This is a genomic window from Spiroplasma endosymbiont of Melieria omissa, assembly GCF_964031175.1.
GTDB lineage: Bacteria > Bacillota_I > Bacilli_A > Mycoplasmatales > VBWQ01 > Spiroplasma_E > Spiroplasma_E ixodetis_A.
Window position 1 is genome coordinate 626,189 of the sequence record NZ_OZ035012.1, and the last position, 23,872, is coordinate 650,060.

Annotated in this window: 36 protein-coding genes; 21 read left to right on the top strand and 15 right to left on the bottom strand. The window is 22.8% G+C overall.

Annotated elements, in window-relative coordinates; translation table 4 throughout:
* The first annotated feature begins 10 nt into the window (after window positions 1-10).
* Entirely contained in the window at window positions 11-724 is a 714-nt protein-coding gene (locus ACQH26_RS04180) for a sugar phosphate nucleotidyltransferase (protein WP_425382930.1), read from the top strand.
* Between the two features lies 1 nt (window position 725).
* Here ACQH26_RS04180 and ACQH26_RS04185 read toward each other — a convergent pair whose 3' ends face one another.
* The 3 genes from ACQH26_RS04185 to ACQH26_RS04195 form a co-directional block, all read right to left on the bottom strand.
* Window positions 726-1,208: a hypothetical protein gene (locus ACQH26_RS04185; RefSeq protein ID WP_425382931.1), complete on the bottom strand. Its 483-nt coding sequence runs from the start codon at window positions 1,206-1,208 to the stop codon at window positions 726-728.
* Between the two features lie 943 nt (window positions 1,209-2,151).
* Entirely contained in the window at window positions 2,152-2,499 is a 348-nt protein-coding gene (locus tag ACQH26_RS04190) for a transposase family protein (RefSeq protein WP_425381897.1), read from the bottom strand.
* 77 nt (window positions 2,500-2,576) lie between these two features.
* Complete coding sequence (locus ACQH26_RS04195; RefSeq protein ID WP_425382932.1) at window positions 2,577-2,753, bottom strand: hypothetical protein; 177 nt, start codon at window positions 2,751-2,753, stop codon at window positions 2,577-2,579.
* Between the two features lie 375 nt (window positions 2,754-3,128).
* Here ACQH26_RS04195 and ACQH26_RS04200 point away from each other — a divergent pair, with 375 nt between their 5' ends.
* Together ACQH26_RS04200 and ACQH26_RS04205 are read left to right on the top strand one after the other, a co-directional pair.
* The gene (locus ACQH26_RS04200) at window positions 3,129-3,479 is read left to right on the top strand and encodes a hypothetical protein (protein WP_425382933.1); all 351 of its coding nucleotides are present in this window, start codon (window positions 3,129-3,131) and stop codon (window positions 3,477-3,479) included.
* Between the two features lie 109 nt (window positions 3,480-3,588).
* Entirely contained in the window at window positions 3,589-3,948 is a 360-nt protein-coding gene (locus tag ACQH26_RS04205) for a helix-turn-helix domain-containing protein (protein ID WP_425381863.1), read from the top strand.
* Window positions 3,949-4,009: 61 nt separating this feature from the next.
* On the opposite strand, the gene ACQH26_RS04210 is transcribed toward ACQH26_RS04205, so the two are convergent.
* On the bottom strand, window positions 4,010-4,498 hold the full coding sequence (locus ACQH26_RS04210; RefSeq protein ID WP_425381862.1) for an IS630 family transposase: 489 nt from the start codon (window positions 4,496-4,498) through the stop codon (window positions 4,010-4,012).
* A 40-nt stretch (window positions 4,499-4,538) separates the two neighbouring features.
* On the bottom strand, window positions 4,539-4,898 hold the full coding sequence (locus tag ACQH26_RS04215; protein WP_425381863.1) for a helix-turn-helix domain-containing protein: 360 nt from the start codon (window positions 4,896-4,898) through the stop codon (window positions 4,539-4,541).
* A 125-nt stretch (window positions 4,899-5,023) separates the two neighbouring features.
* Between ACQH26_RS04215 and ACQH26_RS04220 the strand changes: the two genes are divergently transcribed.
* The 6 genes from ACQH26_RS04220 (at window position 5,024) to ACQH26_RS04245 (ending at window position 9,115) form a co-directional block, all read left to right on the top strand.
* Window positions 5,024-5,491: an IS630 family transposase gene (locus tag ACQH26_RS04220; RefSeq protein ID WP_425383080.1), complete on the top strand. Its 468-nt coding sequence runs from the start codon at window positions 5,024-5,026 to the stop codon at window positions 5,489-5,491.
* A gap of 79 nt (window positions 5,492-5,570) precedes the next feature.
* A complete protein-coding gene (locus ACQH26_RS04225) occupies window positions 5,571-6,071 on the top strand; it encodes a hypothetical protein (RefSeq protein WP_425382934.1) in 501 nt (166 codons plus the stop codon).
* A gap of 39 nt (window positions 6,072-6,110) precedes the next feature.
* Window positions 6,111-7,231 (top strand): IS3 family transposase gene (locus ACQH26_RS04230; protein ID WP_425381874.1). Its coding sequence is split into 2 segments (ribosomal slippage): window positions 6,111-6,381 and window positions 6,381-7,231, totalling 1,122 coding nucleotides; the frame shifts between segments, so codons are not numbered across the junction.
* 116 nt (window positions 7,232-7,347) lie between these two features.
* Window positions 7,348-7,713, top strand: a complete 366-nt coding sequence (locus ACQH26_RS04235; RefSeq protein WP_425382935.1) for a hypothetical protein — start codon at window positions 7,348-7,350, stop codon at window positions 7,711-7,713.
* A complete protein-coding gene (locus tag ACQH26_RS04240; RefSeq protein WP_425382936.1) occupies window positions 7,704-8,558 on the top strand; it encodes an amino acid permease in 855 nt (284 codons plus the stop codon). The genes ACQH26_RS04235 and ACQH26_RS04240 overlap by 10 nt, the downstream gene beginning before the upstream one ends.
* Window positions 8,559-8,644: 86 nt before the next feature.
* A complete protein-coding gene (locus ACQH26_RS04245; RefSeq protein WP_342218313.1) occupies window positions 8,645-9,115 on the top strand; it encodes a hypothetical protein in 471 nt (156 codons plus the stop codon).
* Window positions 9,116-9,129: 14 nt separating this feature from the next.
* Here the strand turns inward: ACQH26_RS04245 and ACQH26_RS04250 are convergent, their stop codons facing one another.
* The 3 genes from ACQH26_RS04250 to uvrB are packed head-to-tail and all read right to left on the bottom strand — an operon-like array spanning window position 9,130 to window position 12,295.
* Complete coding sequence (locus ACQH26_RS04250) at window positions 9,130-9,585, bottom strand: methylated-DNA--[protein]-cysteine S-methyltransferase (protein ID WP_338978011.1); 456 nt, start codon at window positions 9,583-9,585, stop codon at window positions 9,130-9,132.
* 8 nt (window positions 9,586-9,593) lie between these two features.
* On the bottom strand, window positions 9,594-10,295 hold the full coding sequence (locus ACQH26_RS04255) for a CatB-related O-acetyltransferase (protein ID WP_425382937.1): 702 nt from the start codon (window positions 10,293-10,295) through the stop codon (window positions 9,594-9,596).
* Between the two features lie 14 nt (window positions 10,296-10,309).
* Window positions 10,310-12,295 (bottom strand): excinuclease ABC subunit UvrB, encoded by a 1,986-nt coding sequence (gene uvrB / locus ACQH26_RS04260; protein WP_425382938.1) that lies wholly within the window; start codon window positions 12,293-12,295, stop codon window positions 10,310-10,312.
* A gap of 311 nt (window positions 12,296-12,606) precedes the next feature.
* Here uvrB and ACQH26_RS04265 point away from each other — a divergent pair, with 311 nt between their 5' ends.
* Window positions 12,607-13,386 (top strand): hypothetical protein, encoded by a 780-nt coding sequence (locus ACQH26_RS04265; RefSeq protein WP_425382939.1) that lies wholly within the window; start codon window positions 12,607-12,609, stop codon window positions 13,384-13,386.
* Window positions 13,387-13,432: 46 nt separating this feature from the next.
* Window positions 13,433-13,570: a hypothetical protein gene (locus ACQH26_RS04270; RefSeq protein ID WP_252320481.1), complete on the top strand. Its 138-nt coding sequence runs from the start codon at window positions 13,433-13,435 to the stop codon at window positions 13,568-13,570.
* Window positions 13,571-13,607: 37 nt separating this feature from the next.
* On the opposite strand, the gene ACQH26_RS04275 is transcribed toward ACQH26_RS04270, so the two are convergent.
* Window positions 13,608-13,955 (bottom strand): PTS lactose/cellobiose transporter subunit IIA, encoded by a 348-nt coding sequence (locus ACQH26_RS04275; RefSeq protein ID WP_425382940.1) that lies wholly within the window; start codon window positions 13,953-13,955, stop codon window positions 13,608-13,610.
* 4 nt (window positions 13,956-13,959) lie between these two features.
* Window positions 13,960-14,277 carry a PTS sugar transporter subunit IIB gene (locus ACQH26_RS04280; RefSeq protein ID WP_425382941.1) on the bottom strand — a complete coding sequence of 106 codons (318 nt, stop codon included), beginning with the start codon at window positions 14,275-14,277 and terminating at the stop codon, window positions 13,960-13,962.
* Window positions 14,278-14,531: 254 nt separating this feature from the next.
* Here ACQH26_RS04280 and ACQH26_RS04285 point away from each other — a divergent pair, with 254 nt between their 5' ends.
* The 7 genes from ACQH26_RS04285 to ACQH26_RS04315 all read left to right on the top strand — a co-directional run bounded on the left by ACQH26_RS04285 (window position 14,532) and on the right by ACQH26_RS04315 (window position 18,129).
* Window positions 14,532-14,891 (top strand): helix-turn-helix domain-containing protein, encoded by a 360-nt coding sequence (locus ACQH26_RS04285; RefSeq protein WP_425382360.1) that lies wholly within the window; start codon window positions 14,532-14,534, stop codon window positions 14,889-14,891.
* Window positions 14,892-14,931: 40 nt separating this feature from the next.
* Complete coding sequence (locus ACQH26_RS04290) at window positions 14,932-15,420, top strand: IS630 family transposase (RefSeq protein WP_425382374.1); 489 nt, start codon at window positions 14,932-14,934, stop codon at window positions 15,418-15,420.
* Between the two features lie 141 nt (window positions 15,421-15,561).
* Window positions 15,562-15,909 (top strand): transposase family protein, encoded by a 348-nt coding sequence (locus ACQH26_RS04295; protein WP_425381897.1) that lies wholly within the window; start codon window positions 15,562-15,564, stop codon window positions 15,907-15,909.
* Between the two features lie 4 nt (window positions 15,910-15,913).
* Complete coding sequence (locus tag ACQH26_RS04300; protein WP_425381872.1) at window positions 15,914-16,408, top strand: transposase family protein; 495 nt, start codon at window positions 15,914-15,916, stop codon at window positions 16,406-16,408.
* Between the two features lie 183 nt (window positions 16,409-16,591).
* Window positions 16,592-16,951 carry a helix-turn-helix domain-containing protein gene (locus tag ACQH26_RS04305; RefSeq protein WP_425381978.1) on the top strand — a complete coding sequence of 120 codons (360 nt, stop codon included), beginning with the start codon at window positions 16,592-16,594 and terminating at the stop codon, window positions 16,949-16,951.
* Window positions 16,952-16,991: 40 nt separating this feature from the next.
* On the top strand, window positions 16,992-17,480 hold the full coding sequence (locus tag ACQH26_RS04310; protein ID WP_425382141.1) for an IS630 family transposase: 489 nt from the start codon (window positions 16,992-16,994) through the stop codon (window positions 17,478-17,480).
* A 154-nt stretch (window positions 17,481-17,634) separates the two neighbouring features.
* Window positions 17,635-18,129 (top strand): transposase family protein, encoded by a 495-nt coding sequence (locus tag ACQH26_RS04315; protein WP_425381977.1) that lies wholly within the window; start codon window positions 17,635-17,637, stop codon window positions 18,127-18,129.
* 120 nt (window positions 18,130-18,249) lie between these two features.
* On the opposite strand, the gene ACQH26_RS04320 is transcribed toward ACQH26_RS04315, so the two are convergent.
* The 5 genes from ACQH26_RS04320 to ACQH26_RS04340 form a co-directional block, all read right to left on the bottom strand.
* Window positions 18,250-19,023, bottom strand: coding sequence for an IS3 family transposase (locus ACQH26_RS04320; protein WP_425382942.1), 774 nt, complete (start codon window positions 19,021-19,023; stop codon window positions 18,250-18,252).
* Between the two features lie 229 nt (window positions 19,024-19,252).
* Window positions 19,253-19,876, bottom strand: coding sequence for a uridine kinase (gene udk / locus ACQH26_RS04325; RefSeq protein WP_174481256.1), 624 nt, complete (start codon window positions 19,874-19,876; stop codon window positions 19,253-19,255).
* A 238-nt stretch (window positions 19,877-20,114) separates the two neighbouring features.
* Window positions 20,115-20,540, bottom strand: a complete 426-nt coding sequence (gene ruvX / locus ACQH26_RS04330; RefSeq protein ID WP_425382943.1) for a Holliday junction resolvase RuvX — start codon at window positions 20,538-20,540, stop codon at window positions 20,115-20,117.
* Between the two features lie 99 nt (window positions 20,541-20,639).
* Window positions 20,640-20,801, bottom strand: a complete 162-nt coding sequence (locus tag ACQH26_RS04335; protein WP_425382944.1) for a hypothetical protein — start codon at window positions 20,799-20,801, stop codon at window positions 20,640-20,642.
* A gap of 461 nt (window positions 20,802-21,262) precedes the next feature.
* Window positions 21,263-22,052, bottom strand: a protein-coding gene (locus ACQH26_RS04340) for an IS5 family transposase (protein ID WP_425382012.1) whose coding sequence is annotated in 2 segments (ribosomal slippage) — window positions 21,263-21,790 and window positions 21,792-22,052 — 789 coding nt in all. Because the reading frame shifts where the segments join, the coding sequence is not laid out codon by codon here.
* A gap of 271 nt (window positions 22,053-22,323) precedes the next feature.
* Between ACQH26_RS04340 and ACQH26_RS04345 the strand changes: the two genes are divergently transcribed.
* The 3 genes from ACQH26_RS04345 to ACQH26_RS04355 all read left to right on the top strand — a co-directional run bounded on the left by ACQH26_RS04345 (window position 22,324) and on the right by ACQH26_RS04355 (window position 23,861).
* Window positions 22,324-22,683, top strand: coding sequence for a helix-turn-helix domain-containing protein (locus ACQH26_RS04345; RefSeq protein WP_425381863.1), 360 nt, complete (start codon window positions 22,324-22,326; stop codon window positions 22,681-22,683).
* A gap of 40 nt (window positions 22,684-22,723) precedes the next feature.
* Window positions 22,724-23,212, top strand: coding sequence for an IS630 family transposase (locus tag ACQH26_RS04350; RefSeq protein WP_425382099.1), 489 nt, complete (start codon window positions 22,724-22,726; stop codon window positions 23,210-23,212).
* A 154-nt stretch (window positions 23,213-23,366) separates the two neighbouring features.
* Entirely contained in the window at window positions 23,367-23,861 is a 495-nt protein-coding gene (locus ACQH26_RS04355; RefSeq protein WP_425381872.1) for a transposase family protein, read from the top strand.
* Window positions 23,862-23,872 lie beyond the last annotated feature (11 nt).

The following is a 23,872-nucleotide window of genomic DNA, read 5'->3' on the forward strand; positions in this document are numbered from 1 at the left end:
AGGAGGAATAATGAAAGTTGCTATTATTTTTGCAGCAGGAATTGGCAGTAGATTACAACCTATCTCAAATAATGTTCATAAATCGTTAATTAAATTTAAAGGTTTAACTTTAATTGAACATATAATTAATCATTTAATTGAAATACATGATTTAAAAAAAATTATTGTCATTACTGGTCATTTAAAAGATGAATTTAATTTTCTTACTCATAAATATTCAAAATTAATCTTAATAAATAATCAACATTTCCTTGATTATAATAGTGGTTATGCTTTGACATTAGTATCATCATATTTTAATGGTCAAGATGATATTTTTATTATTTCTGGTGATATGATTAGTACAAAAAATATTTTTTTAAATAATTTTTCAACTAATATGATGGCCGCTATTAATCGTGATCATGATAATATCAAAGAAGATTGAAGTTATAAATTAAACAAGGATGGTAATATTATTGATATTATTAAAAGTAAAAAAAAGGATAGTTTCTTGGCAGGAGAATGAAGTTATATTACTAAAAAATGAGCAAAAGTTCTTGGTGAAGATTTAATAAATCCACAACAAGAACTTGTATTGCAAACAACAATGGTTGGTAAATATTTAATTAGTAATAGTATTAAACATAATTTTGAATTAAAACCTTATGTTTTATCATTTGATTGCCATTGGGATGTTGATAATATTATTGATTTAGAACGAACTAATAAATATTTTAAATAATTTAAGTAGTTAATTTTTTTCCAGAAGTTGTTGTTGAAACTACTGGAATTTCTTCACGATTACAACTATGTGCAACATTTTGGAATGGATTAGTAGTATTACCTTTTAATTTTAGTGCTTCTGCTGTTGTTTCTGCTACTGATTCATTTTCTGGATCTAGTGCATCTACTTCTTTAAAACTAACTTGTCCATTACTATTTATAGAAACATTATTGTTTTGATTAACATTATCTTTATTTTTAATAATATTAACTGACTGATTTAGTTTAGGCTTTTTAGTTCGATTATTAAATAGTGAAACTAAAAGTTTTTTTAATCATATGTATGGAAAAAAAGAAATATAAGCAACATCTTTTGCAAATTTTACAATTCAATTTCTACTACTAGCACCAGAAGAAGTATTTGCTTTTTCTTTTTTATCTTTTTCACCTTGTAATTTATCAAAAATTTCTTTATTTGGTTGTTGCTGTTGTTGTGCTGACATAATTTTTCACATCCTTTTTTATTTAAAAATAATTAGGTTCCACTTATCTAATAAAAAAGAATAAGTCGAACCTAATGGTCTTTAATAATTTAGTTTATTATGATGTTAGTATAACATATTTTCAATTTTTAAGCACAATAATTAAAAAAATAAAATCCTTACTTTTGAGTTAATAAATCATAATTTTATTTAAAAATATTTATTTTATCTTTTAATTTTTATGAAAAATTTTATACTGTATTTTGGATATTTTTAAAAATAAATATTTAAAAGAAAGGGAGAAAAAATATTATGAATGAAAAAGAAAAAGCAGCAAAATTATTACATGATGCAGAATAAGAAAGTAGAAAACTTGATTTATTACTTGCAAAAGCTAAGAAACAAGAAGAGACATTAAAAAAAATTGAAGAAGAAAAACAAATAAACAAACATAAATCAAGAAATCCGAAAATTTAAATCTCATTATTTAATTTTAGATAAAAACTCATGCAATAAAATTGTAATTTTATATAGTTTTAATATTATTGGGAGCGTGTCGAAGATGTCAATAACTAAAAAGTTTTAAAAATAGCTCCTTTCTTTTTTAAACCCTTAAATTAAAAATAAATGACAAAAGACGAGAATAAAATTCTTGTCTTTTTTTGTAATTGTAAAATTTTAAAATTTTTAATAAACCTCTTTAACGCTATTATCAACACGTGTTAGAACCTGTTTAGGATCTTTTTAATAGAATTTAACTAAAACAAGAAATAATCATTTATAAATAGGTACTTAACCAATAATTTATTTTCTTTTTCATTTTTTTGTTAAAAAGATTTTATCATTTGAAAACTTATCGACTAAAAATCTATTTTTTATTATAAAATAACCATTATAATATAAATTTTATTAAAAATTAATCAAAAAAGATCCTAAACAGGTTCTTACATCAATTATCAAAATTTTATTTTTGAATTCTTCTTTTTAAAAAAATATTTTTATTTGTTAAATTATTAAACTTATTATTATTTATTAAAATGTCTTCAATTGAACGAATATTTCGTAAAGCAGTAGTATCAACCATATCATACTCAGCACCAATACTATGATATGTACGATTTTCATATAAATATCTTAAAGTCATTACTAGTCTATCTTCTATTGACATTTTATATGGCCTTCCACCAGTGGTATTTTTTAGATTTTGATGATCTAATAAAATATTTAAAATTTCATTAAAAACTAGTTTATTAATACCAACTATTTTACGAAAATATTGATCCGGTTTATCTTTTAATTCAAAATATGTCATAAAATTTATCCTTAACTATTCAAATTTTATTTTAATAATAACAAAAAAATGAAAAGTTAACTAGTTATGCAGTAAGTCTATTGAATAGTTTTTTGATAATTATTAATTTCTTTTTCAATTTTCTCACTTTTTTCAATAAGTTTTATTTTTTCTGCTTTTAAATTTAGTAGTTGTTTTTTAATTTTTTCTATAGTTTCATAATTTATTAAATAAGTTTTGTTAGTAAATAATTGCTCTTTTTTAATTATTTTCATTTTGTCCCCCTTTTAAAATAAAAACCTATTTGTTAAAAAATAAAACAATAGGTCAAAAACTATATTTTAGTTTACAAGTATTATATCTAATATTTTTTTATAAACGAAAAATTACTTTATTTTTAATATTTATTATAATAAATTATTTTAGTAATAAAATGAAATATTAAATTTTATTAAAATCAATATTTGTGATAGTATTATTAATAATTTAATATATGTTCATTACTAATATAAGTATTTTTTATTTATATTAGTTTTTTATTAAAAATAGTTGCCGGTACTGCTACAGTAGTAACATTAGCGGCTGGTGGAATTGATGGCTTTCAATGTTCTGATTTAGGAATAGCAGCTAGTGCAGGTACATCTGGTGCTATGATGGGTGCAGTTATTAAAGCTACGATTAAACAAAATAAACAAGAGAAAGTAGAATTAGAAGATGAGAATAATGAAAAATCAAGTATTCTTCAAAGAAAATTAGAAGAATTACAATTAGAAATAGTAAGAGCAAAAATTGTTAAAAAACAATTAGAAAGAACTAAAGTTGAACTTGAATTAGTTAAAGTAAGAGAAGAATTAGCAAAACTTAATAACATAACTAGTTTAAATATTACTTCATCACCGATCCCTCAAGAATTTAATTTAGCAAAAGTAGTAAATGTAGAAACAAGTAATAATTGTTTATTATCAATTCATAAAAAAATAAGTACATATATAGCTAACTAAAGTAATATTTACTCATAAATAATGTAAAATAATAATATGTAATTTAAACAGTTTTTGAATTTAAAAGTACAATTCAGCAATAATTAAAATAGATTAGGAAGATTAAATTATGCCAAAACCATACAGTGAAGACTTACGAAGAAAAGTAATAGAAGCTTATGAAAGTAAAAATATGAAAATTAAAGAAATTTGTAAAGTGTTCAATATCACTAGAAAGACTTTATTTTTATGAAGAAAAAGAAAAAAAGAAACTGGGCATATAAAACCAATTTTGAATTATCAAAAAGGACATAGCCACAAAATAAAGGATTTAGATGAATTAAAAAATTATTTAGCAGAAAATAAAGATGTTACAGTTCAAAAAGTAATTGATAAATTTGGAAATATGACTAAAGAAACAGTTTATAACTATTTTAAAAAACTAAATTATACATATAAAAAAAACTTTTCTATATGAACAAAGAGATAAAAATAAACAAGAAGATTTTTTAAAAGAAATAGCTAAAATAATGAATGAAGATTTAGTATAGCTAACTAAAGTAATGTTTACTCATATCTTGAAAAACAAAATCAATCGCTTTTTTAATATTTGGTCAATAATTTGGTAATATTTTTCTTATATTATGTTTTATAGCAAATCAAAAATGTTCAATTGGATTTAAATTAGGAGAATATGGCGGAAGAAATAATAGTTTGCATCCAGCATTTTCAATTAATTGTTGTGTTAATTTAGATTTATGAAACGTTGCATTATCTAAAACTATAATTTGTCCACGCTTTAATACTGGAATTAGTTTATTTTTAACATATGATTCAAAAATTTTACTATTGCAATGTCCTTCAAATGCTCATAAGGCTTTTAATTTACCTTTATTTAGTGAACCAATTATACTCATTCTCTTTATTTTATATGCGGGTTTATTATCAAATAATCTTTTACCTTTTTCAGATCAACCATATTTATAAAATTCATTATCATCAATTCCAGATTCATCAATATATACTAAATCTTCATTCATTATTTTAGCTATTTCTTTTAAAAAATCTTCTTGTTTATTTTTATCTCTTTGTTCATATAGAAAAGTTTTTTTTATATGTATAATTTAGTTTTTTAAAATAGTTATAAACTGTTTCTTTAGTCATATTTCCAAATTTATCAATTACTTTTTGAACTGTAACATCTTTATTTTCTGCTAAATAATTTTTTAATTCATCTAAATCCTTTATTTTGTGGCTATGTCCTTTTTGATAATTCAAAATTGGTTTTATATGCCCAGTTTCTTTTTTTCTTTTTCTTCATAAAAATAAAGTCTTTCTAGTGATATTGAACACTTTACAAATTTCTTTAATTTTCATATTTTTACTTTCATAAGCTTCTATTACTTTTCTTCGTAAGTCTTCACTGTATGGTTTTGGCATAATTTAATCTTCCTAATCTATTTTAATTATTGCTGAATTGTACTTTTAAATTCAAAAACTGTTTAAATTACATATTATTATTTTACATTATTTATGAGTAAATATTACTTTAGTTAGCTATATATATTGATGAATCTGGAATTGATGATAATGAATTTTATAAATATGGTTGATCTGAAAAAGGTAAAAGATTATTTGATAATAAACCCGCATATAAAATAAAGAGAATGAGTATAATTGGTTCACTAAATAAAGGTAAATTAAAAGCCTTATGAGCATTTGAAGGACATTGCAATAGTAAAATTTTTGAATCATATGTTAAAAATAAACTAATTCCAGTATTAAAGCGTGGACAAATTATAGTTTTAGATAATGCAACGTTTCATAAATCTAAATTAACACAACAATTAATTGAAAATGCTGGATGCAAACTATTATTTCTTCCGCCATATTCTCCTAATTTAAATCCAATTGAACATTTTTGATTTGCTATAAAACATAATATAAGAAAAATATTACCAAATTATTGACCAAATATTAAAAAAGCGATTGATTTTGTTTTTGAAGATATGAGTAAACATTACTTTAGTTAGCTATACATTAATATTTTAAACATTTGATAAGATAGTGTAAAATAATTAGTAGTTTAGTAGTTTAGAAAAGGCTTAAAAAATGACAGTAATCAACACATCTGTGAATCAAAAAATTTTATTAACTGGTTATAAAAGATTTTGTTATTCTTTTAGCAAAATTTTATTAGTTATTCTATTATTTCCTTTTGTTTATTTTTATTCAAAAAAATATCAAAAACAATTTTTAGAATTTTGCTTTTCTTATCAAAAAGAAGGTAAATTTAAAATAAATAACGAACAAACAGTTGATATTAATAGTTTTAATTATCATCAATATGATTGTCAAATTAAAAATCTTAATAAATATGGCTATCCAATTGATTGAAAAAAAGAAAATTATCAAGAATTTACCATTAAAAATGATAATAATCAAAACATTAGTTGTCTAACTGTCATTCAAAAAAAGAAAAGTGATAAATGAGTTATTGGTTTTCATGGTTGAACAGAAAATAAATATTTAGCATTAAGATTAGTCTCATGATTTTATGAAGAAGGATACAATATTGGATGGGTTACACTTTATTGGACACTAATTACGTAGACAAGTGAACAAATTAGTTGAAAGAAAGGAACTATAATTATGGCCAATATTAATTCATATACCGATGAATTTAAAAAACAAATAGTAGCTTTATATCAAAGCGGCAAATCAGTATCTTACCTTGCTAAAGAATATAATGTTACAAGAGCAGCTACTTATAATTGAATTAAGCAATTTACTAATTCAGGTAGTTTTAAAGCTAAAGATAATCGTTCTGTTGAAGAAAATGAATTAATTAAATTAAGAAAAGAATTAAAACAATTACGAATGGAAAATGATATTTTAAAGCAAGCAGCACTAATAATAGGCAGAAAATAGAAATTATTACAAACAATAAGTTTAAATATAAAATTCGCACAATGTGTCATTTTTTAAAAATTTCTAAATCAACATATTATTTTAATTTAAAGAAAAAAGAAAATAAAATTCAAAATAATATTTATGATGAAGCTATTATTAGTGCTTTTAAAGAAAATAAATGTGTTTATGGAACAAGAAGATTAAAAGTAATATTAGAAAACCAAGAAATTTATTTATCAAGACGAAAAATTAAAGAAATTATGAATAAGCATAATTTAATATCAAAATACACTAAATTATCATTCAAAAATCATAATAACAAAGTAAATGATGAAAAAATCACTAATCTTGTGAATAAAAACTTTAATAATAGGCTTAAAAATGAAGTTATTGTCAGTGATTTAACTTATGTTCAAGTTAATGGTAAATGAAACTATATTTGCTTATTAATTGACCTATTTAACCGCGAAATTATTGGACATAGTGTAGGTACTAGAAAAGATGCCTTATTAGTACATCAAGCATTTATGCAATCAAATCGCTGTTTAAAAGATATTCAAATATTTCATAGTGATTGTGGTAATGAATTTAATAATAAAATTATTGATAAACTTTTACTAGCATTCAATATTACTCGCTCTTTAAGCAAAAAAGGTTGTCCTTATGACAATGCTGTTGCTGAAGCAACTTTTAAAACTTTCAAAACTGAATTTATTAATGATAAAAATTTTAGATCATTAATCCAATTAAAATTAGAATTATTTGATTACATCAATTGATACAACAACATAAGAATCCACAGCACTTTAAACTACTTAACTCCAGTTAATTATCAAAAACAAATGTCTACCAAAAAATAGTCCTAAAAAGTGTTGCCATTCCATATTATTTATTTAATTATAAAGTAACCAGTTTAATTAACTGGGCAATTACTGATTGTGGATTCTCTAATCTACTTGTTCAATTTCGTTACGTCATGCAATATCGCTGCTATAAAAAACCTTGATGATTAATTAGTAATGGTTTAACAAAAAGATATCAAAAATTTACAAATACAAATATTTTAGAATATGATTTATTAAAAAAAAGCAAAACAGGTTTTCAAGTTCCTACTTTATTAATTCACGGTAAAAAAGATAATTTTGTCCCATTTTTCATGGCTAATGTCATTCATAATTATCAAGTTAAACTCCATTATAAAAATTATGATTATTTATTTTTGGAAAATATTGGTCATATTGAAACCTTACCAAATGCTTATCAAACTTACATTAATAAAATAAAAAGTTTTATCAATACATACGAAATAAAAAATAGAGATAGGAAAAAGACATGAAATTAAAAAAGAAGTATTCGTTTTGAGTAATATTAATGATGGCAATTTCTGCCACAGTTGGATCATCAGTACTAATTTCATTTGGACAAGTAGCATTTCAAAGTGGATTTAATCCGATTTTAATGATATGTGCCTGAATTTTAGGCGGTATTTTAATTTTGCCAGAAATGTTATTACTAGCAGAAACTGCTATTTCTTTTCCGGGAAATGGAAGTGCTTATTATTGATTAAAAAAAGCAAATTGAATGGCTTGTTCGTTTTGATTGGGATGGATTTTAGTTTTAATGGTTAGTGCCACTGCCGTTGCTTCTGCTACTTTAGCATTAGGTAATATTATCGGTACTTTAGCTCATATTACTAACCAATGGTTGATAAAATTATTTGGAATTTTAATTTTATTTGCATTAGCTATAGTCCAAATATTTATTAAAAATAGTTCTGGAAAAACACAAATTATTTTTACAATTTTAAAAGGATTACCAATTACTTTTGTTTTATTTATTGCTATGATTTATGGCAATACAGATAGTTTTAATAGTGAAATAGTTCAAAAAGATTTATCAAAAATTTTTCTTGCAACTTATGTTTTATTACCAGCTACAACAATGACACTATTTGCCTATTCAGGAATTGAAGCAATAACTTATGTTACTGAAGAAGTAGAAAATCCAAGAAAAAATGTACTTTGAGCTTTAATTGTTGCAACAGGACTAATTATTTTTTTATATTTAATACTATTAATTGCTTTGTTAACTATTAATGAACCATTTTCATGATTAGATAAAATGATGGATTTAGTAACGTTTGATATTATGCTATTATCAATAATCCTAATATTCCTCATGTTTTAGCTTATATTTTTTCAGGACTAGCAATTTTATTATTTGTTGGTTCACTAAATGCATTTCTACTTTATCAATCACGTTTAATTTTTAAAATGAGTGAAGAAAAAGATTTGTTTAAATTTTTTCAAAAAACAACTAAAAGAACTAATATGCCATGAGCTGCTATGCTACTATTAATATTTGCTGCTTTAATTTATATTTTATGAAATCAATTGTATGAAGTAACTAATTACTTTATTATTGCTATTAGTTTTTTAAAATTAATTGTTAATTCAGTCATTATCTTTTTAAGGCGCAAACATCCAGACTACCAAAAGATTTTTAATAATTTTTGATTTTATTTTTTCATTATTATTGGTTATTTAGGAGCAATAATTGCTATTGTTGGATCATTTTTAGCAATGTATTATTATGGTACACAAAATAATAATATGTGAGCATTATGAAATTCACTAATTTTAATTGCTGTTATGTTAGCAGGATATCCTGTTTACTATATTAAAAATTATGTAGTTAAAATTGTTAACAATTTTAAAAATCAAAAAAAAGATAATCAATCATAAAAAAATCTTATACCTTATTTACTTTCTTGTGCTAATAAAAAATTTTTAATATGGGCACCATAAAGATAATTAACAATATTCTTATTTTTATTAACAACACGATGACAAGGAACAATAATTGCTAATGGATTTTTACTTAAAGCTGAACCCACTGCCCTACTTGCTTTTGGATAACCTATTTTTTGCGCTAATTCTTGATAAGTTAAAGTTGTCCCAAATTGAATAGTACAAGTTTTACTCCATACTAATTCTTGAAAAGGAGTTCCTTTTAAAGTTATTGGTAAGTTAAAATCACTTAATTTTTTATCAAAATACATTGCTAGTTGTTTTAAACAATTAACTACCACTATATTACTACTATCCTTAGCAACTTGACGAGTATTAACAAAACTAACTTTTACTACTTGTTCTGCAACTACTATGATTTCAATTAAACCTATTTTAGTAGTTAAATAACCATATTTTTTCATATTTTTTATTACCCCTTTATTTTATTTAAACTATTACTTTCTTTTACAAGTTTTTGTAATATTTTATTATCAAAATTTTGTTTTAACAAATCTGAATTTTCAATAGATCAATCTCATCATTTTATATTTTGTAATTTTTGAACTATTTTTTTAGAAAAACGATATTTTATAATTTTAGCAGGATTACCACCAACAATAGCATAAGGAGGCACATTTTTTGTAACTACACTTTTAGCTGCAATTACTGCCCCATTACCAATAGTTACCCCTCTTAAGATTGTCACATCATGACCAATTCAAACATCATTTTCTATCACTGTTGGTGATTTAATCGGAAATTTATCTAATTTATCTTTTTCTGTAACTTCTGATAAATTTAATGATTTATAAAATAATGGTAAAGGAAATGTTGAAACTGCACAATAATTATGATTGCCACCATTCATTATAAATAAAACACCTTGTGCAATTGAACAAAATTTACCAATAATTAATTCATCATCTATCATATTTGGAAAATGATAAATTATATTTTTATTTTCAAAATCAATAGCTGCTTGCTCACCATTAAAATCATGATAATAAGTATAATCACCAATAAAAATTTTAGGTTTAGTAATATAATTTTTTATTAAAAATATTGTTGGTATATGAGGATTAATTTTAGTATTTGGACTTATCAAAATACCTTTTTGTGCTTTATCGGTCAACTTATTTTACTCCTTTATTTTTCACTTTCAATACTCAAAATTAAATCACGAAGTGAAGCTGCCTTTTCAAAATTTAAATCTTTAGCTGCTTGTAACATTTCAACTCTTAAATCAGCAATTATCTTTGTTTTAGCAGCTATTTTTGTTTTACCTTTACTTGAATTTAAAATTTTTAAATCAACATCTAATTCTCTAGTACTTACGATTTCACTCAACGGTTTTTTAACAGTAACTGGTACTATATTATGTTTTTTATTATAAGCAAGTTGAATTTCTCTTCTTCTTTGCGTTTCTTCAATTGCTTGTGTCATTGCCTCTGTCTTAATATCTCCATATAGTATAACATGACCATTAACATTTCGTGCTGCGCGACCAATAGTTTGGATTAATGATTTAGTATTACGTAAAAAACCAGATTTATCAGCATCCAAAATACAGATTAATGACACTTCTGGTACGTCTAATCCTTCACGTAATAAATTAATACCAACAATAGCATCAAAAACACCTTTTCTTAAATCTAACAAAACTTTAGTACGTTCTAATGTTTTTAATTCATTATGAATATAAGCAACTTTAATTTTTTGTTCTTGTAAAAAATTTGATAATTCTTCTGCCATTCTAATTGTTAAAGTAGTAATAAATACTCTTTCATTATTTTTTGTTCGTAATTTTATTTGATTAATAATATCTTCCATTTGATTTTTAGTTGGTTTAATTTCAATTGTTGGATCTAATAAACCTGTGGGACGAATAATTTGTTGAACTGGTACATTAAAGGGCTCAACTTCATTTTTAATTAATGCTAATTCATAATCAGCAGGAGTTGCTGAAGTATAAATAACTTGCTTTAACTTATTAGAAAATTCATTAAAATTTAAAGGACGATTATCCAAAGCACTAGGTAAACGAAAGCCATATTTTACTAATGTTTCTTTTCTGCTACGATCAGTATTATACATTCCTCTAATTTGCGGTAATGTCATATGAGATTCATCAATAATTGTTAAAAAATCATCTGGAAAAAAATCAATTAAAGTATATGGTGCTGAACCCACTTCTCTATTTTCTAAATGACGAGAATAGTTTTCAATACCACTACAAATACCAAATTCTTTTAAGGATTCTAGATCATGTTCTGTTCTTTGTTCTAATCTTTGCGCTTCTACTAACATATTATTTTTTCTTAGTTGTGCTAATGTTATTTTTAACTCTTCAGTAATTTTAATAATTGCCTGATCAACACGATTTTTACTAGTAATATAATTTTGCGCAGGAAAAATTGTAATAAAGGGAAAACGCTCTAAAACATTAGCACCTAATGTATCAATACGTGCTATTTCTTCAATTTCATCACCAAATAAACTAATTCTTAAATAAAATTGATCATTTCAATATGGAGCTAACTTTATTAAATCACCTTTTGCACTAAAACTACCCGGTTCTAATGTAATATCATTACGTACATATCCATTTTTAATTAGTCTTAATAATAAATCTTTTCTATTAATTTTTTGTCCTTTTCTCAATTCAAAAAAGTTATCTTTATATGCTGTTGGTTCTTGTTCACCATAAATTGCTGCTACTGATGCCACAACAATAACATCTTTACTAATAGATAAACCATTTAAAGCACTTAATCTTAACATTTCAATTTCTTGATTTTGTTTAGAATTTTTATCAATATAAGTATCGGTTTTTGGTAAATATGCCTCAGGTTGATAAAAATCAAAATATGAGACAAAATATTCAACGCGATTTTCAGGAAAAAAAGTTTTCAATTCTCCATATAATTGCATAGCTAATGTTTTATTATGTACTAAAATTAAAGTTGGTTTTTGCACTTGCGCAATAACATTGGCCATTGTAAAAGTTTTACCCGTACCAGTGGCTCCCAATAATACTTGGTATTTAATATTATTTTTAATAGCTACTACTAATTTTCTAATTGCTTCAGGTTGATCACCTGTTGGTTTATAAGGCGCTTTTAATTTAAACATAACTTTATATTCCTTTAAAATTCTATATACAATACCATATTATTTTAAATAAAAATAATAATAAAACTTTTATATAATTAAAATTATTATAAAACAATATAAATACTATACTTATTTTTTGATTTTTATAAGTATAAAAAATTATAATAAATTTCTTAAAAAATTTAAAGTTTAGTATCAAATAAATCCAATGTTTAAAATTGAGTTATTATCTTTTATATTTTATTTTACTTAAAATATAGTAAAATTTTAGCCAGATAATTAAAATAATTTTTATATAAAGTAAAGAAACTAAATAAGAGGAGATGATTATGAAAACACTATTAACAACAGTAAGTCTTTTAACATTTGCAACAACCACAGGAAACTTAAATTCTATTTTAAGCACCCAAATTAAAACTACAAATATTTTAAATAATGAACCAATAAAATATGATGGTGAAGATAAAATTTCTATTTTCTGAAAAGAAAATTGAAAAAGTCCTGCAACATTAGTGTATATAAAAAGTAGTACTTTAAATAGTTGATTTAAACTTTTTTCTTTAAATGACCTTGAAAAATTAAGAGAAAAAATATACTATGATACTTCATCTTTTCCTTATCAAGGTAATGGATGAGAAAAGATTAGCATATATGAATTAACTGAAAAATTAATAAATAATTTTTCGTCTTTAATTAATATACATGGATATAATACGTATGGAATTATAGTAACTTATCATGAAGCACCTAAGGAATTATTTTTTCTAGCACCACAATTTTCACCAAATACTCACGATAAAAATATAATAGAAAAATATTATAAATTTTTATGACATGATACTTTAAAAATTCCAATAAGTCGATATGAATGACAAAACATTTTAAATACTAATAAAAATAAAACTGAAATTTTTAATATTATTTCTAGATTTCCCGAATGAGATGCAAGTGGTTGAAAAGGTTATATTTCAAACGAAGATTTATATACTTTATCTGAAAAAATTATTGAGAATTTTAATCAATTAAAAACTAAATTCGAAAATAGTAATACAGGATGAAAAGTAGTCACTAAGACTACTGGCTCATGAACAGAACTTGAACAAGAATAAAATATACTTACAAAAAAATAATGAAAAGAAAGAGAGAAAAAATATAATGTTTAAAAAATTTAAAGAAATTTTCAAAAAGAAAAAATGACATTGTGATTATTGTAAAGAAAATTATCCTCTACTTTGTCCAATCAAAGGATTAGAAAAAGATGGAGAAGATTTTGAAAAAAAACCAAAAGATTAATTTTATACTTTAAATAAAAATAGGCATTTGCCTATTTTTATTTTTTTCTGTTTATAAATTGATATAAATTAATAAATTCTTTACTAATTTCAATCATCATTTGTGTTGTTAACAAATGATCTTCAGAATGCATAAACAATACTGAAAAAGGTAATTGATAACCTTTACCTTCTTCAACAATGACGCTCATATGTGATTGCAAAGCTTTAGTAATATTATCATTTTCTTCATCAATCATTTTTAATGCTGTTTCAAATTGTCCTTCCTTAGCAAAAGTAATTGCTTCTATTGCTAAAGATTTTGCTTTTCCAGCAGAAGAAATTATTTCAAGTGAAATTTTTTCAAAATCAATATTATTACTTTTCTCTTTTTCTTTAATGCTCATAGTATTATTTTTTAATTTCTAATAAACTCATTGCTAATTCTAACGTTTCTTTACCTTGAACCATCGCATAAACTGCTGCTGGAATAACATTAAGAGCAGCATTTCCAATAATATTAGTAAAATCATTTTTCATATAACTTACTTGTGGTCCTAATAAAACAACATCCCATTTTTCACCTTTAGCAAAAGATGCTTTTGCTTCAGTAGCACCTAATGCTTTCACTTCATAATCTAAATTTAACTCTTTAATATACTCTTTCATATTTGCTTCTAGTCTTAAAGTGCTCATACCAGCTGAACACCTAAGTAATATCTTTATCATCTATTTTCCTCCTAATAAACAAAAATCAAATATACATAACTAAGAATATTATACATTGATATTTTTAAATTTGAATTTTAATGGTTTTAAAAAAATATAACTTTTAACTAAAGATTAAAAATATATTACTAATATAGCTAACTAAAGTAATGTTTACTCATAAATAATGTAAAATAATAATATGTAATTTAAACAGTTTTTGAATTTAAAAGTACAATTCAGCAATAATTAAAATAGATTAGGAAGATTAAATTATGTCAAAACCATACAGTGAAGACTTACGAAGAAAAGTAATAGAAGCTTATGAAAGTAAAAATATGAAAATTAAAGAAATTTGTAAAGTGTTCAATATCACTAGAAAGACTTTATTTTTATGAAGAAAAAGAAAAAAAGAAACTGGGCATATAAAACCAATTTTGAATTATCAAAAAGGACATAGCCACAAAATAAAGGATTTAGATGAATTAAAAAATTATTTAGCAGAAAATAAAGATGTTACAGTTCAAAAAGTAATTGATAAATTTGGAAATATGACTAAAGAAACAGTTTATAACTATTTTAAAAAACTAAATTATACATATAAAAAAAACTTTTCTATATGAACAAAGAGATAAAAATAAACAAGAAGATTTTTTAAAAGAAATAGCTAAAATAATGAATGAAGATTTAGTATATATTGATGAATCTGGAATTGATGATAATGAATTTTATAAATATGGTTGATCTGAAAAAGGTAAAAGATTATTTGATAATAAACCCGCATATAAAATAAAGAGAATGAGTATAATTGGTTCACTAAATAAAGGTAAATTAAAAGCCTTATGAGCATTTGAAGGACATTGCAATAGTAAAATTTTTGAATCATATGTTAAAAATAAACTAATTCCAGTATTAAAGCGTGGACAAATTATAGTTTTAGATAATGCAACGTTTCATAAATCTAAATTAACACAACAATTAATTGAAAATGCTGGATGCAAACTATTATTTCTTCCGCCATATTCTCCTAATTTAAATCCAATTGAACATTTTTGATTTGCTATAAAACATAATATAAGAAAAATATTACCAAATTATTGACCAAATATTAAAAAAGCGATTGATTTTGTTTTTGAAGATATGAGTAAATATTACTTTAGTTAGCTATATTTTCATCAATATTTATATTAGTACCAGCAATTAATTTATTTTGTTTTTTATCTAATAGACTTACTGCATAACTAGTTAACTTTTCATTTTTTTGTTATTATTAAAATAAAATTTGAATAGTTAAGGATAAATTTTATGACATATTTTGAATTAAAAGATAAACCGGATCAATATTTTCGTAAAATAGTTGGTATTAATAAACTAGTTTTTAATGAAATTTTAAATATTTTATTAGATCATCAAAATCTAAAAAATACCACTGGTGGAAGGCCATATAAAATGTCAATAGAAGATAGACTAGTAATGACTTTAAGATATTTATATGAAAATCGTACATATCATAGTATTGGTGCTGAGTATGATATGGTTGATACTACTGCTTTACGAAATATTCGTTCAATTGAAGACATTTTAATAAATAATAATAAGTTTAATAATTTAACAAATAAAAATATTTTTTTAAAAAGAAGAATTCAAAAATAAAATTTTGATAATTGATGTAACAGAAGTAGAAACAGAACGACCAAAATATAATCAAAAAGATTGATTTTCTGGCAAAAAATGAATGCATACTGTTAAGTTTCAAACCATAATTAATGCACATACTAATGAAATTTTAAATATTTTTCCTGATACTGGTAAAAATCATGATTTTAAAACTTTTAAAAATTCAAAGTTAGAATTTTTGTCAGAAACTGTAATTCTTGCAGATAAAGGTTATCAAGGTTTACAAAAAATTCATAGTAATACATTTTTACCCATTAAAACTAGTAAAAATAATCCTAAAACAAGTAAAATTAAAATTTTTAATAAGATTATTAATAAAACTCGCAGAAAAATTGAACATGTTTTTGCATTTTTAAAATGTTTTAAAATTATTGGTTATAAATTTAGAAAAGGTAGAAAACGAATATTTTTAAGATTTAATTTAATTGCAGGATTTTATAATTTATCATTAAAACTTAAAAACGTTATGCAGTAAGTCTAATAATTGAAACTAACTTAAACAAAAATGGTTCATTAATATTAAGTTTTTGTCCATATATAGCTAACTAAAGTAATATTTACTCATAAATAATGTAAAATAATAATATGTAATTTAAACAGTTTTTGAATTTAAAAGTACAATTCAGCAATAATTAAAATAGATTAGGAAGATTAAATTATGCCAAAACCATACAGTGAAGACTTACGAAGAAAAGTAATAGAAGCTTATGAAAATAAAAATATGAAAATTAAAGAAATTTGTAAAGTGTTCAATATCACTAGAAAGACTTTATTTTTATGAAAAAAAAGAAAAAAAGAAACTGGGCATATAAAACCAATTTTGAATTATCAAAAAGGACATAGCCACAAAATAAAGGATTTAGATGAATTAAAAAATTATTTAGCAGAAAATAAAGATGTTACAGTTCAAAAAGTAATTGATAAATTTGGAAATATGACTAAAGAAACAGTTTATAACTATTTTAAAAAACTAAATTATACATATAAAAAAAACTTTTCTATATGAACAAAGAGATAAAAATAAACAAGAAGATTTTTTAAAAGAAATAGCTAAAATAATGAATGAAGATTTAGTATATATTGATGAATCTGGAATTGATGATAATGAATTTTATAAATATGGTTGATCTGAAAAAGGTAAAAGATTATTTGATAATAAACCCGCATATAAAATAAAGAGAATGAGTATAATTGGTTCACTAAATAAAGGTAAATTAAAAGCCTTATGAGCATTTGAAGGACATTGCAATAGTAAAATTTTTGAATCATATGTTAAAAATAAACTAATTCCAGTATTAAAGCGTGGACAAATTATAGTTTTAGATAATGCAACGTTTCATAAATCTAAATTAACACAACAATTAATTGAAAATGCTGGATGCAAACTATTATTTCTTCCGCCATATTCTCCTAATTTAAATCCAATTGAACATTTTTGATTTGCTATAAAACATAATATAAGAAAAATATTACCAAATTATTGACCAAATATTAAAAAAGCGATTGATTTTGTTTTTGAAGATATGAGTAAACATTACTTTAGTTAGCTATATCATAGTATTGGTGCTGAGTATGATATGGTTGATACTACTGCTTTACGAAATATTCGTTCAATTGAAGACATTTTAATAAATAATAATAAGTTTAATAATTTAACAAATAAAAATATTTTTTTAAAAAGAAGAATTCAAAAATAAAATTTTGATAATTGATGTAACAGAAGTAGAAACAGAACGACCAAAATATAATCAAAAAGATTGATTTTCTGGCAAAAAATGAATGCATACTGTTAAGTTTCAAACCATAATTAATGCACATACTAATGAAATTTTAAATATTTTTCCTGATACTGGTAAAAATCATGATTTTAAAACTTTTAAAAATTCAAAGTTAGAATTTTTGTCAGAAACTGTAATTCTTGCAGATAAAGGTTATCAAGGTTTACAAAAAATTCATAGTAATACATTTTTACCCATTAAAACTAGTAAAAATAATCCTAAAACAAGTAAAATTAAAATTTTTAATAAGATTATTAATAAAACTCGCAGAAAAATTGAACATGTTTTTGCATTTTTAAAATGTTTTAAAATTATTGGTTATAAATTTAGAAAAGCTAGAAAACGAATATTTTTAAGATTTAATTTAATTGCAGGATTTTATAATTTATCATTAAAACTTAAAAACGTTATGCAGTAAGTCTATTGAATGCTAGTAAAAGTTTATCAATAATTTTATTATTAAATTCATTACCACAATCACTATGAAATATTTGAATATCTTTTAAACAGCGATTTGATTGCATAAATGCTTGATGTACTAATAAGGCATCTTTTCTAGTACTACACTATGTCCAATAATTTCGCGGTTAAATAGGTCAATTAATAAGCAAATATAGTTTCATTTACAATTAACTTGAACATAAGTTAAATCACTGACAATAACTTCATTTTTAAGCCTATTATTAAAGTTTCTATTCACAAGATTAGTGATTTTTTCATCATTTACTTTGTTATTATGATTTTTGAATGATAATTTAGTGTATTTTGATATTAAATTATGCTTATTCATAATTTCTTTAATTTTTCGTCTTGATAAATAAATTTCTTGGTTTTCTAATATTACTTTTAATCTTCTTGTTCCATAAACACATTTATTTTCTTTAAAAGCACTAATAATAGCTTCATCATAAATATTATTTTGAATTTTATTTTCTTTTTTCTTTAAATTAAAATAATATGTTGATTTAGAAATTTTTAAAAAATGACACATTGTGCGAATTTTATATTTAAACTTATTGTTTGTAATAATTTCTATTTTCTGCCTATTATTTAGTGCTGCTTGCTTTAAAATATCATTTTCCATTCGTAATTGTTTTAATTCTTTTCTTAATTTAATTAATTCATTTTCTTCAACAGAACGATTATCTTTAGCTTTAAAACTACCTGAATTAGTAAATTGCTTAATTCAATTATAAGTAGCTGCTCTTGTAACATTATATTCTTTAGCAAGGTAAGATACTGATTTGCCGCTTTGATATAAAGCTACTATTTGTTTTTTAAATTCATCGGTATATGAATTAATATTGGCCATAATTATAGTTCCTTTCTTTCAACTAATTTGTTCACTTGTCTACGTAATTAGTGTCCAATAAAGTGTAACCCATCCAAATTTAATATTTTATCTCTTCTAAATGAAGACAAAATTGATTATTTAAGTTGATAATCTTCTTTGTTAACTTATAAAAAACAATAAAAAACAATTTAAAATGCATCTTTAAGATGCATTTTATTGTTATTCTAAAAATTAAAGCTTAAAGCAATTATTTAATAATTGCTTTAATTTTAGTAGCAATAATATCAATAGCTACAGTATTATGAAAATCAAAAGGAATAATAATATCAGCATAACGTTTAGTTGGTTCAACAAAAGCATCATGCATAGGTTTAACAGTTAATGCATATTGTTGTAAAACACTGTCAAGAGTACGATTTCTAAAACTAACATCTCGTTTAATTCTTCTTAGTAGTCTAGTATCACTATCAGTATCAACAAAAATTTTGATAGTAGATAATTCACGAATAATAGGATTTTCTAAAGCAAAAATACCATCCAGAATGATAACATCACCCGGACCAATAATCTCAGTGTTTTTACTGCGACTATTGATTTTAAAATCATAAATAGGCTCTTCAATAGCATTGCCAAGTAATAATTGTTCTAAATCATGAATTAATAATTTCATATCAATAGCATTAGGGTGATCAAAATTAGTTTTTTTTCTTTCTTCAACTTTTAAATTACTAAGGTCATGATAATAATTATCCATTTGTACAAAAATGACATTTTTTTTATTACAAGCTTCAGCAATTTTTTCTGCTACTGTTGTTTTTCCTGAAGCACTGCCGCCAGCGATAGCGATTAAATTAATTTTTTTATATTTCACATTTATCTCCTAAAATTTAAGAACCTGTTTAGGATCTTTTTTGATTAATTTTTAATAAAATTTATATTATAATGGTTATTTTATAATAAAAAATAGATTTTTAGTCGATAAGTTTTCAAATGATAAAATCTTTTTAACAAAAAAATGAAAAAGAAAATAAATTATTGGTTAAGTACCTATTTATAAATGATTATTTCTTGTTTTAGTTAAATTCTATTAAAAAGATCCTAAACAGGTTCTAAGATTGAGTTATTTTATCAAAGTATGATTGTAAAATAATAGCAGCAGCCAATTGATCTTTAACTTGTTTTCTTTTATTTGAAGAAACATTAGATTTAATTAGTATTTGCTGCGAAGAATAGGTAGTTCTTCTTTCATCTTGTAAAACAATATTTAGTTTATCATTATTTTGTGTTAATTTAAATTTATCAATAAAATTTAAAACAATTTTTGCGCTGAGGCCGACTGTGCTATCCATGTTTAAAGGGTAACCAAAAACAAGAATATCAGCATCATATTCTTTAATAGCATTTTGGAGTTGGATAATAGCATTATTAAAATCATGCTCTGGGAAACGAATAGTTTTTCAAGAAAAAGCAATTTTTCCTTCACCGCGAGCAAGTCCTAATGTTTTACTACCTAAATCAATGCCTAAATATTTCATAAATTTATTATACTTAATATTTTTTTATAAAATTAATATATTAATTAAAATTAAAAAAAATATTTTTTATATTGTAAGTATAATAAAAATGTATTATGTCTATAAATTTTTATTTTTTTTATATTGTTTTTTTTCTTCTGCAATTCTTTTTCTTTCTTTTTCAGCTTCTTCAATTCTTTTTTTTAATCTTTCTTCTTCAAATTGTTTTTTATTTTCTGCATCTTGTTTTCTTAACTTTTCAATTTCCTTATCTTTATCCATAATAAAAAGATCCTCTTTTCTAATGTTAAATTTTGGATTATTTTTATCTTTTTTTTAAAAATATCCATAAATTAGTATAAATATTTTTTTAAAAAAAATATATTTTTAAGTTATATTATGAATTAAGCAAATAAAATCATTTTTTTGTTTGATAATAGAAATTGATCTGAATCATAATCAGTGCTATTTATTAACTTTGGATCTATTTTTTGTATTTGAATATATTACTTTATAAGCCTTATTTACTTCATTTATACTGTCTTGCATTTTTATTACTTCTGATTTATTAAAAATTGGAATATTACTATTATTTTCTAATTCTATTAATTTTTCTTCTAGTAAACTTATGTTTGGTTTATGAAAATATCTAATTTTTTTTATTAAAGTTTCAAAACTAAAGATTTTATAAAAATTTGAAATAGAAAGAGAAATCATTTGAGAACCTGTTGCTAAGAACCTGTTTAGAATCTTTTTAATAAAACTGAAATAAAGGAAAGAACAACCATTTGTAAACTAGTATTTAGTTTTCTTTCACAATTTTTTCATAATCTTCTGTATTTTTCTAATCAAGCAAAGCTTCGTTCTACAATTCATCTTTTTGGTAATACTACAAAAGTATGTAGTTCATTGCGTTTTATAATTTCAACATTTGCATTTATGATTGTTTTGATTTCAGAAGCAAATTTTTCACCAGTATAACCAGCATCTACTATTATTTTTTGAACTGCAGAAAGATTTTCTTTTTCATTTTCAATCATTATTATAGCGCTATTACGATCTGTTTTTTCTGCTGTGGTTATGTAAATTGCATGTGGTAAACCTTGAGAATCAACAATAATATGACGCTTTATTCCTGAAATCTTTTTACCAGCATCATAACCTTTATTTTCAGTAGTATCTGTATTTTTAACACTTTGCGAATCAATTATACAAAAACTAGTTTGTTCTTTGCGATTATTGTTGATACGAACTTTTTTAACCAATTTTTTTTAAAATTAATTGCCATACACTAGCTTCTTTACCGTTATTTTTACTTCAAATTTGAAAATAATAATATACAGTTTGTCATTTTGGAAAATTTTTTGGTAGCATTCTTCATTGACAACCACTTTTTAATACATATAAAATTGCACAAAATACTTCATATAAATCTAAACTTCTTGGTTTTGTTTTCTTTTTGCTATTTTCTAAAATTGATTTTATGTTCTCAAATTGTTCTTTGGTGACATGACTTGGATAATTTTTATGCATAATATATACCTCTGATTTTAAAATATATAATCATTTTACATTATTTTCGAAAAGATTCTAAACAGGTTCTAAGAAAAAAAATAATCATGTTTCTCATTTTTTTAATTTTAATTCAAGTAGATCATGAGATTTTGTAACTTCATATTTATTATAGCTAACTAAAGTAATATTTACTCATAAATAATGTAAAATAATAATATGTAATTTAAACAGTTTTTGAATTTAAAAGTACAATTCAGCAATAATTAAAATAGATTAGGAAGATTAAATTATGCCAAAACCATACAGTGAAGACTTACGAAGAAAAGTAATAGAAGCTTATGAAAGTAAAAATATGAAAATTAAAGAAATTTGTAAAGTGTTCAATATCACTAGAAAGACTTTATTTTTATGAAGAAAAAGAAAAAAAGAAACTGGGCATATAAAACCAATTTTGAATTATCAAAAAGGACATAGCCACAAAATAAAGGATTTAGATGAATTAAAAAATTATTTAGCAGAAAATAAAGATGTTACAGTTCAAAAAGTAATTGATAAATTTGGAAATATGACTAAAGAAACAGTTTATAACTATTTTAAAAAACTAAATTATACATATAAAAAAAACTTTTCTATATGAACAAAGAGATAAAAATAAACAAGAAGATTTTTTAAAAGAAATAGCTAAAATAATGAATGAAGATTTAGTATATATTGATGAATCTGGAATTGATGATAATGAATTTTATAAATATGGTTGATCTGAAAAAGGTAAAAGATTATTTGATAATAAACCCGCATATAAAATAAAGAGAATGAGTATAATTGGTTCACTAAATAAAGGTAAATTAAAAGCCTTATGAGCATTTGAAGGACATTGCAATAGTAAAATTTTTGAATCATATGTTAAAAATAAACTAATTCCAGTATTAAAGCGTGGACAAATTATAGTTTTAGATAATGCAACGTTTCATAAATCTAAATTAACACAACAATTAATTGAAAATGCTGGATGCAAACTATTATTTCTTCCGCCATATTCTCCTAATTTAAATCCAATTGAACATTTTTGATTTGCTATAAAACATAATATAAGAAAAATATTACCAAATTATTGACCAAATATTAAAAAAGCGATTGATTTTGTTTTTCAAGATATGAGTAAATATTACTTTAGTTAGCTATATCATAGTATTGGTGCTGAGTATGATATGGTTGATACTACTGCTTTACGAAATATTCGTTCAATTGAAGACATTTTAATAAATAATAATAAGTTTAATAATTTAACAAATAAAAATATTTTTTTAAAAAGAAGAATTCAAAAATAAAATTTTGATAATTGATGTAACAGAAGTAGAAACAGAACGACCAAAATATAATCAAAAAGATTGATTTTCTGGCAAAAAATGAATGCATACTGTTAAGTTTCAAACCATAATTAATGCACATACTAATGAAATTTTAAATATTTTTCCTGATACTGGTAAAAATCATGATTTTAAAACTTTTAAAAATTCAAAGTTAGAATTTTTGTCAGAAACTGTAATTCTTGCAGATAAAGGTTATCAAGGTTTACAAAAAATTCATAGTAATACATTTTTACCCATTAAAACTAGTAAAAATAATCCTAAAACAAGTAAAATTAAAATTTTTAATAAGATTATTAATAAAACTCGCAGAAAAATTGAACATGTTTTTGCATTTTTAAAATGTTTTAAAATTATTGGTTATAAATTTAGAAAAGGTAGAAAACGAATATTTTTAAGATTTAATTTAATTGCAGGATTTTATAATTTATCATTAAAACTTAAAAACGTTATGCAGTAAGTCTAGTGTAG